This window comes from Mycolicibacterium septicum DSM 44393, assembly GCF_000455325.1.
Lineage (GTDB): Bacteria > Actinomycetota > Actinomycetes > Mycobacteriales > Mycobacteriaceae > Mycobacterium > Mycobacterium septicum.
In genome coordinates this window covers 1,234,991-1,242,770 of record NZ_HG322951.1, presented here as the reverse complement: position 1 = coordinate 1,242,770, position 7,780 = coordinate 1,234,991, and the positions used below count along the sequence as shown (strand labels likewise).

Here is a 7,780-nt window from a genome sequence, read left to right as displayed (position 1 = left end):
TGCTGCTGAGGCTCCTGCTGCTGAGGCACCTGCCGCGGCACCTGCGGAACCGGCCAAGCCGGAACCGCCGGTCGTGGGTCTGGGCATCGCCGCGGGCGCACGTCGCCCGGGTGCGAAGAAGGCTGCCCCGGCTGCGCCCACCGCTCCCGCTGCGCCTGCGGCTCCCGCCGAGCCGGCTCCGGAACCGGCCGCCCCGGCAGCTGAGAAGCCTGCCGAACCCGCCAAGCCGGAACCACCGGTCGTGGGTCTCGGCATGAAGGCCGGCGTCAAGCGTCCTGGTAAGCGCTGAGCACGTCCCTAACGCACCGAACGGCCATCTCCACCAAGGAGGTGGCCGTTCGGCGTATCCGGGGTATCAGCCGCCGCTGCCGCCGAAGGGCTTGGCCTTGACCGCGGGCGCCGCGACGGCGGGGACGATCGTGCCGGTGTAGGTGACGGTCGTGGTTTCGCCGAGGGTCATCGATCCGCCGGAGACCACGGTCGCCGGGCCCTGCTGCTGCGCCCCGCCGAGGGTCGCAGCGAGGACACCCATCGCGACGAGGGCGCTCCCGCCGAGGGCTGCGGCCAGGGTGTTGGCTCGGAAGATGCTGGTGGTTCGTGCCATGAGGATTGCCAATCGTGTTGAACTGTTGCCAACTCAAATACCCTTTGACCTGGGCAAATCGTCGGCCGTTTGTGTTCCAGCCATGGTTGCGCAGGTTTTTGGACGGCGCGCGGCCACCCAAGCGAACCCACAGCTGGTTGGCATAGGAATGGCAGGAATGCCCACATATGCCAGGCCTTGGCAAATCGGCGGTCTGTGGCGGTGACCACCTACATGATCGGCAAATTCCAAAATCAGTGGACGGTGATGAGACCATGGAGATCGTGACTACCCATCAGTTGCCGTGGCATACCGGTCAGAACCCGAAGCCGCGTACGTTTACCCAGTCCACGAAGCTGCAGGACGTCCTGTACGAGATCCGTGGACCGGTACACGAGCAGGCCTCACGGCTGGAAGCTGAAGGGCACCGCATCCTCAAGCTCAACATCGGCAACCCCGCGCCGTTCGGCTTCGAGGCACCCGACGTGATCATGCGCGACATGATCCAGGCCCTGCCCAACGCGCAGGGCTATTCCGACTCCAAGGGCATCGCCAGCGCGCGCCGCGCGGTGTTCACCCGATACGAACTGGTCGAGGGTTTCCCCCGGTTCGATATCGAGGACGTCTATCTGGGCAACGGCGTCTCCGAGCTCATCACCATGACCCTGCAGGCGCTGCTGGACAACGGCGATCAGGTGCTCATCCCCGCGCCCGACTACCCGCTCTGGACCGCCTCGACCGCACTGGCCGGCGGCACTCCGGTGCACTACATGTGCGACGAGACCCAGGGCTGGAATCCGGATGTCGCCGACATCGAGTCGAAGATCACCGAGCGCACCAAGGCGCTCGTGGTGATCAACCCGAACAACCCCACGGGCGCGGTGTACAGCCGCGAAACCCTGGAGCAGATGGTGGAGTTGGCCCGCAAGCATCAGCTCCTGCTGCTGGCCGACGAGATCTACGACAAGATCCTCTACGACGACGCCAAGCACATCTCGCTGGCGACCCTCGCGCCTGACCTTCTGTGCCTGACTTTCAATGGGCTGTCCAAGGCCTACCGGGTGGCCGGCTATCGCTCCGGCTGGCTCGTCATCACCGGCCCCAAGGAGCACGCGAGCAGCTTCATCGAGGGCATCAGCCTGCTGTCGAATATGCGGCTGTGCCCGAATGTGCCTGCCCAGCATGCGATTCAGGTCGCGCTGGGTGGCCATCAGAGCATCGACGATCTGGTGCTGCCCGGCGGTCGGCTGCTCGAGCAGCGTGACACCGCGTGGACGAAGCTCAACGAGATCCCCGGGGTGTCCTGTGTGAAGCCCGCAGGTGCGCTGTACGCGTTCCCGCGCCTGGATCCCGAGGTGCACGACATCCACGACGACGAGCAGCTGGTGCTCGACCTGCTGTTGCAGGAGAAGATCCTGTTGACGCAGGGCACGGGATTCAACTGGCCCACACCGGATCACCTGCGCATCGTCACCCTGCCGTGGGCGCGGGACCTGGCCCAGGCCATCGAGCGGCTGGGCAACTTCCTGGCCAGTTACCGCCAGTAGGCGCCAGGATCCAGCCAGTCACCCCCTCTACTCTGTCGGGGTGGCGCACACGCATTCCCACTCCCATTCACTGGCCGGCCCGTCTCCGCTGGGGCCGCTGGCCGCCCGCGTCGTCGTCGGCCTGTTGATCGCCATCGGTCTTGCGGTCGTCGTCGGCGCGGCCGTGCTGTGGCCCAGCCACCAGAAGGTCGACATCCCGCTGCCGTTCCAGAACGCCGCGGGCGGCGCTGTCACCACCGAGGCCGGGCACGTGGTGTCCAGCACCCTGGCCGACTGCGGCAGCCCGTCCGCCGGGGGCGTGTTGACGTCCGCGCCGCGGCCTGCCGTCCCGGGCGGTGGCACGTGTGTGCAGAACCTGGTTTCCATCGATTCGGGCCCGAACAAGGGCGCCAAGACACTGCTGGAGTTCACCACCGGGCCCGGGCAGCCGAATCTTGCTGCCGGAGACAATATCCGGGTGAGCCGCCAGGTCGATGAGGCCGGCACGACGAGCTACGCGTTCTTCGACTACGAGCGCACCTGGCCGTTGATCGCCCTGGCGACGGTGTTCACCGTGGTGATCGTCGCGGTCGCGCGCTGGCGCGGGCTGCGGGCCATCATCGGCATCGTGGTGGCGTTCGCGGTGCTGATGATCTTCCTGTTACCCGCGCTGCGCGACGGCGCCCCGGCGGTCCCGGTGTCGCTGGTGGCCTCGGCGGCGATTCTGTACGCGGTGATCTATCTGGCCCACGGCGTCAGCCTGCGCACCAGCGCGGCCCTGCTCGGCACCCTCACGTCGTTGTTACTGGCCGCCATATTGTCTTGGGCAGCAATCGAATTGGCCCACTTGACGGGGCTGTCCGAAGACCAGAACAACGAAGTCGCGGCGTACATGGGCAACGTGTCGATCACGGGACTGCTGTTGGCCGGGTTCATCATCGGCTCACTCGGTGTGCTCAACGACGTCACCATCACCCAGGCCTCGGCGGTGTTCGAGCTGGCCGAGCACGGCGGGAGCCGACGCTCGATTTTCGTCGGCGCCATGCGGGTGGGCAGCGACCACATCGCCAGCACCGTCTACACGCTGGTGCTGGCGTATGCCGGCAGCGCCTTGCCGCTGCTGCTGTTGTTCAGCGTGGCCAACCGGTCGTTGGCCGACGTGCTGACGGGTGAGAGCGTGGCCATCGAGATCGCCCGTTCCGCGGTGGGCGGTATCGCCCTGGCGCTGTCGGTCCCGTTGACGACGGGAATCGCCGCGGTACTGGCGACGCCCACGACGAGCGTCAGCCGGCGAGGTCCTTCTCGGTGAGTTCGGTCGCGGCCAGCGCGGCTGCCAGAGTGTCGTGGCGGAACACCGAGGTGACGTGGTCGTGCACCACCCGGAAGGCGGCAGCACCGGAGTGAGCCGTGCCGTCCGCGGCCCGCACGGTCTGTTCGACGACGACCACGCCGTCGTGCACGAACATCCGCCCCGGTGTCACGGTGTCGCCGGCGGATCCGGCCCAGTCGCGGAGGGCGGCATGCCCCTGGGCGGCCCCATTGGCATCGCCCAACTCGATGTCGTCGCTGGACAGAGCGATCAGGGTGTCGACGTCGTTGTCGTTCAGCGCGTCATGCCAGGCCAGAACCGTGGCGATCTCGGATGTGGTCATGAACGAAACGTACGCCACTCAGAACGGTGTGCGTTCGAGCCAGGCGTCCCACGTCGCGGTGTCGCCGAACACCTCGAGCCCGAGTTCGGCTGCACTGCGCCGCCGCGTGGCGGCCAGCAACAGGTCTCGGGCAGGCCCGCGCAGCGCGACGGTGCCCTTGCCGTGACTGTGAGACCACCCGAGCCCGTCCTCGTCGTGCTCCACCGTCCACTCCCCTGTGGGGCCCAGACCGTCGTCGGTCGCGTGCAGGTGGATGCTGGAGCCCAACGCGAGCGGTTCTGCGTGCCGCTTGTTGGCCATGCCGGTGGCGATCTCCAGCCATTCGCTGACGGCGTCGGCGGTTAGGTCGGCCGGCAGCTCGAACGCGGTTCCCACGGCCAGCGCTGCATCGGCGTGGTGGACCGCCGCCTCGTGTACGCGCCGCCGGATCCACCAGCCCCCGGGTTTGGGGCCGAGGAACGTCCACACCCGGGTGTCGGTGCCGACCTGATCGACGGCCTTGAGAACCTGGACCGCGCCCGCGTTGAGCCACTCGATCGCGGCGTCGGGATCGTCGGGCGGCTTGCCCTCATGGACCTCACGCGGGTCGAGAGGCGATACCCGGCGCTCGGAGATAATCTGTGCCGCCCAACGGTTTCCGCGCCCGACGTGGCGGAACAGTTGCTTGAGCGTCCACTCCGGGCACGTCGGCACCGGCGTGTCAGGATCGCTTGAGGCGATCAGCTCCCCGAAGGACCGGGTCTGGTCGAGCAGTGCAGCTCGGAAGTCCACGTCACGAACTTACCGCTGTGCGTGCCTTCCCGAGCGCGATCGGCAGAGTCGACCAGCCACGCAGAATCCGGGTCTCTCGGCGGCTGCCTTCGCCGGCCGCCCGCGCATCGGGGAAGCGGTCGAAGAACGTCTGCAGGCCGACCTGGCCCTCCGCGCGGGCCAGCGCCGCGCCGAGGCAGAAGTGGCGGCCGCCGGAGAACGACAGGTGCCGTCCGGCGTTGTCACGTTCGATGTCGAAGCGGTGCGGATCGACGAACATCGCGGGGTCTCGATTGGCCCCGGCGAGATGCACGATGACGAGTTCTCCGGCCTGCACCGGGGTTCCGGCCACTTCGGTGTCGCGGAGGGCCACCCGCGCGCTCATCAGCACCGGGGAGTCCAGCCGCAGGATCTCCTCCACGGTGTTCGGCCACAGCTCGGGGCGCGCGGCCAGGGTGGTGAGATGTTCGGGATGGTCGAGCAGCATGCGGATGCCGTTGCCCAGCAGGTTGACCGTGGTCTCGAACCCGGCCGCCAGCACCAGCCCGGCCAGCGCCCGTAGCTCGGCCTCATTGAGCGGTTCCCCGGCGGCACCGGCATCGGAGGCCTGGATGATCTGGCTGAGCAGGTCCTCACCAGGGTTGCGCCGTAGTTGACGCAGGTGATCGGTCAGCCAGGACTCAAATCCTTTGATGCCGGAGTTCACCTCCTGGTACTCCCGCCACGTCAGCCCGATGTCCAGGCTCGGCGCGCCGAGCTCGCCGAACCGCAGGATCTGCGGCCGGTCGGCGTCGGGCACACCCAGGATGTCGCTGATCACCGCGACCGGCAGCTGGGCGCAATACCGGTCGACGATGTCGACGACGCCGTCGTCGTCCATCGCATCCAGCAGTTCGTTGGCGGTCTCCTGGACCCGTTCGCGCAGCCGGGCGACCGCGCGGGTGGTGAACACCGAGGAGACCAGCTTGCGGTAGCGGGTGTGATCGGGTGGTTCCACCGCGAGCAGGGACGGCGGCAGCAGCGGGTGCAGCGACCCGGTGTCGGTCTTGTCGGCCACCCAGCGCAGCGGCCTCGGCAGGTTGCCGCCGAGCCGCGACACCCGGAAGTCATCGGAGCGCAGCAGGTCGGTGGCCACGTCGTGGTGGAACGTCATCAGGAGCGCGCGGCCGCGCACAATCGGTCCGCGACGGCGCATCTCGTCGGCGAAGGGCGCCGGGTCGGCCCGTACCGCAGGGTCGGCGATGAGCCGGGCCTGCGGATCCCCGTGACGCATCCCGTACGCAGAAATGCCTCGAACCACCCCGTGCAGGGCCATCCACCGGATTCGTTCCCGCATGGCCCGAGCCTACGACCGCAGAATTTGTTCTACAAGTGTCAAACAGTGGCGACGGGGCGCCCCAATGCGTAAACGCGCCACCCGGCTTCCTGCCACCGTTGCGCGTCCAGGCAATTGCGGCCGTCCACAACCACTTTGACGCGCACCGTGTCAGCCAGCTCGGCCGGGTCCAGGTCGACGAACTCGGCCCACTCGGTGAGCACCAGCACCGCGTCGGCCCGGTCGCAGGCTTCGATGACCGAGGTCGAGTAGTTCAGCGTGGGAAACACCCGCTGCGAGTTGTCCATCGCCTTCGGGTCGTACACGTTGACCGCGGCGCCGTTCAGCTGCAGCATGCCGGCGACGTTGAGGGCGGGTGAGTCACGCACATCGTCGGATTCGGGCTTGAAGGCCGCGCCCAGGACCGCGATGTTGGCGCCCAGCAGGGATCCGCCGCAGGCCCGGGTGGTCAGTTCAACCATGGCGGTGCGGCGGCGCATGTTGATGCTGTCGACCTCGCGCAGGAAGGTCAGCGCGTGGTTGGCGCCGAGCTCGCCGGCGCGGGCCATGAACGCCCGGATGTCCTTGGGCAGGCAGCCGCCGCCGAAGCCCAAGCCCGCGTTGAGGAATCGGCGCCCGATGCGCGGGTCATAACCCAGCGCGTCGGCCAGCAGCGTGACATCGGCGCCGGTGGCCTCACACACCTCGGAGATCGCGTTGATGAACGAGATCTTGGTGGCCAGGAAGGCGTTGGCCGACACCTTGACCAGCTCGGCGGTCTGCAGATCGGTGACCAGGAACGGCACCCCCTCGGCGATCAGAGGGGCATAGAGCTCGCGGACCTCGGATTCCGAGCGTGACGAATCATGCTGCACACCAACCACGATGCGATCCGGGTGCAACGTGTCGTGCACGGCGTATCCCTCGCGGAGGAACTCCGGATTCCAGGCCACCTCGACGTCCACACCCGCGGGCGCCAGCCCTCGGGCCCGCTCGGCGAGGTCGGCCGCCGTGCCGACCGGGACGGTGGACTTGCCGACGATCACCGCGGACCGGCGCAGCCGTGGCACCAGGGTGTCGATGACGGCGTGCACGTGACGCAGGTCGGCGCTGTAGTCGCCCTTCTTCTGCGGGGTGCCGACGCCGAGGAAGTGCACATCGGCGAAATCGGCGGCCTCGTCGTAGTCGGTGGTGAACCGCAGCCGCCCGGCAGACAGGTTGTCGTTCAGCACCTTGCGCAGGCCGGGCTCGTAGAACGGGATGTCGCCGGCGGCGAGTTTGGCCACCTTGCCCGGGTCGATGTCGACCCCGATCACCTCGTGGCCGAGTTCGGCCATACCCGCCGCATGTGTCGCGCCCAGATAGCCGGTACCGAAAACGGTGCATCGCATACTGCCTGGATAGGCGGCCAGTATGAGCTAGCTGCTACGTGACACTGAGCGGCAGGCCAACGTCAGGTAACGGTTGGAGGCGACGCCCCAAATCCGCGTCAGTGGCCGCCGAATGACGGGAAGGGCCACATCGGCCCATTGCCGCCGCCCGAGCCGCGCGAACCACCGGAGCCGGACCCACCGGGGTTCCAGTCTCCCGAGCCACCAGAGCGTCCCGGATTCCAGTCACCTGAGCCGCCGGAGCGGCCGGGATTCCAGTCACCCGAACCCCGGCCCGGGTTCCAGCCCGAGCTCGGACCTGAACCAGAGCCCGGTTCCCAGTCATCCGAGCCTGAGCCGGGCCACTGCGGAGTTTGGGGCTCATGCCGCGACGGCGGATCCCACGGCTGACGCTGCGGCGGGTCCCAGGGCGGACGGAAGATGTTCGGCAGCCGCGGCGCTGGCGGCAGCACGACCAGCGGCGGGATGTAGGGCGCCGGCGGGTTGTAGACCGGTGCCGGCGGCGGCGCCACCGGGATCGGGGCTGGTGGCGGAGCCTCGGGTGCCGGTGCGGGCGCCTCGGG

The 7,780-nt window shown here is 68.3% G+C and carries 7 protein-coding genes and 2 pseudogenes; 3 read left to right on the top strand and 6 right to left on the bottom strand.

The features are described from left to right. Positions 1 to 289 (top strand): annotated as a pseudogene (locus tag TX88_RS34655) (hypothetical protein); the annotation flags it as partial. Positions 290 to 355: 66 nt separating this feature from the next. Here the strand turns inward: TX88_RS34655 and TX88_RS05680 are convergent. After that, positions 356 to 604 carry a hypothetical protein gene (locus TX88_RS05680; protein WP_044515293.1) on the bottom strand — a complete coding sequence of 83 codons (249 nt, stop codon included), beginning with the start codon at positions 602 to 604 and terminating at the stop codon, positions 356 to 358. A gap of 254 nt (positions 605 to 858) precedes the next feature. On the opposite strand from TX88_RS05680, the gene TX88_RS05675 reads away from it, so the two are divergent. After that, positions 859 to 2,130 (top strand): pyridoxal phosphate-dependent aminotransferase, encoded by a 1,272-nt coding sequence (locus TX88_RS05675; RefSeq protein ID WP_110918016.1) that lies wholly within the window; start codon positions 859 to 861, stop codon positions 2,128 to 2,130. Positions 2,131 to 2,170: 40 nt separating this feature from the next. After that, entirely contained in the window at positions 2,171 to 3,418 is a 1,248-nt protein-coding gene (locus TX88_RS05670) for a YibE/F family protein (protein ID WP_044515289.1), read from the top strand. Here the strand turns inward: TX88_RS05670 and TX88_RS05665 are convergent. The 5 genes and pseudogenes from TX88_RS05665 to TX88_RS34945 form a co-directional block, all read right to left on the bottom strand. Then, complete coding sequence (locus TX88_RS05665) at positions 3,393 to 3,761, bottom strand: nuclear transport factor 2 family protein (RefSeq protein ID WP_044519133.1); 369 nt, start codon at positions 3,759 to 3,761, stop codon at positions 3,393 to 3,395. The two genes, TX88_RS05670 and TX88_RS05665, sit on opposite strands and share 26 nt — an antisense overlap. 18 nt (positions 3,762 to 3,779) lie before the next feature. After that, positions 3,780 to 4,532 carry a maleylpyruvate isomerase family mycothiol-dependent enzyme gene (locus TX88_RS05660; RefSeq protein ID WP_044515287.1) on the bottom strand — a complete coding sequence of 251 codons (753 nt, stop codon included), beginning with the start codon at positions 4,530 to 4,532 and terminating at the stop codon, positions 3,780 to 3,782. A 1-nt stretch (position 4,533) separates the two neighbouring features. Beyond that, entirely contained in the window at positions 4,534 to 5,847 is a 1,314-nt protein-coding gene (locus TX88_RS05655; protein WP_084621820.1) for a cytochrome P450, read from the bottom strand. A gap of 38 nt (positions 5,848 to 5,885) precedes the next feature. Next, the gene (locus TX88_RS05650; protein WP_044515283.1) at positions 5,886 to 7,217 is read right to left on the bottom strand and encodes a UDP-glucose dehydrogenase family protein; all 1,332 of its coding nucleotides are present in this window, start codon (positions 7,215 to 7,217) and stop codon (positions 5,886 to 5,888) included. A 98-nt stretch (positions 7,218 to 7,315) separates the two neighbouring features. Then, positions 7,316 to 7,780, bottom strand: a pseudogene (locus TX88_RS34945) (DUF7159 family protein); the annotation flags it as partial.